1 protein-coding gene is annotated in these 379 nt (G+C 74.7%); it reads right to left on the bottom strand.

The genetic code is table 11. From position 1 onward, the window contains the following. Nucleotides 1-379 (bottom strand): glycoside hydrolase family 3 N-terminal domain-containing protein (locus tag G3I78_RS50970; protein WP_275424963.1); only part of this gene is annotated, 379 nt, incomplete at both ends.

Below are 379 nucleotides of genomic sequence, written 5' to 3'. Positions count from 1 at the left end.
GAGCTGGGCGTCGCCGGTCGGGAGCTCGACGTCGAGGCCCGCCTGGAGCGCCTGCGCGGCGGCCTCCCCGCGGTCGGCCGCGACGCGGTGCATGACCTCGAGGAACGCGACGCCGAAGTAGTCGGCGACGACGACGCCGTCGAACCCCCACCGCTCGCGCAGGATCTCGGTGAGGTGCTCCGTGCTGCCGTGCAGCGGGACGCCGTCGACGTCGACGTAGGACGCCATGACCGAGCGGGCGCCACCGTCGCGCACCGCCATCTCGAACGGCGGGAGGTAGACGTCGGCGAGCTCGCGCGGGCCGGCGCTCACCGGGGCGTGGTTGCGACCGGCCCGCGAGCCCGAGTACCCGACGAAGTGCTTGAGCGTCGCGTGCACG

The organism is Streptomyces sp. SID13726, assembly GCF_010548375.1.
GTDB lineage: Bacteria > Actinomycetota > Actinomycetes > Streptomycetales > Streptomycetaceae > Streptomyces.
The sequence above is the reverse complement of the archived record's forward strand: the minus strand, read 5'-3'. Positions and strand labels throughout refer to the sequence as shown.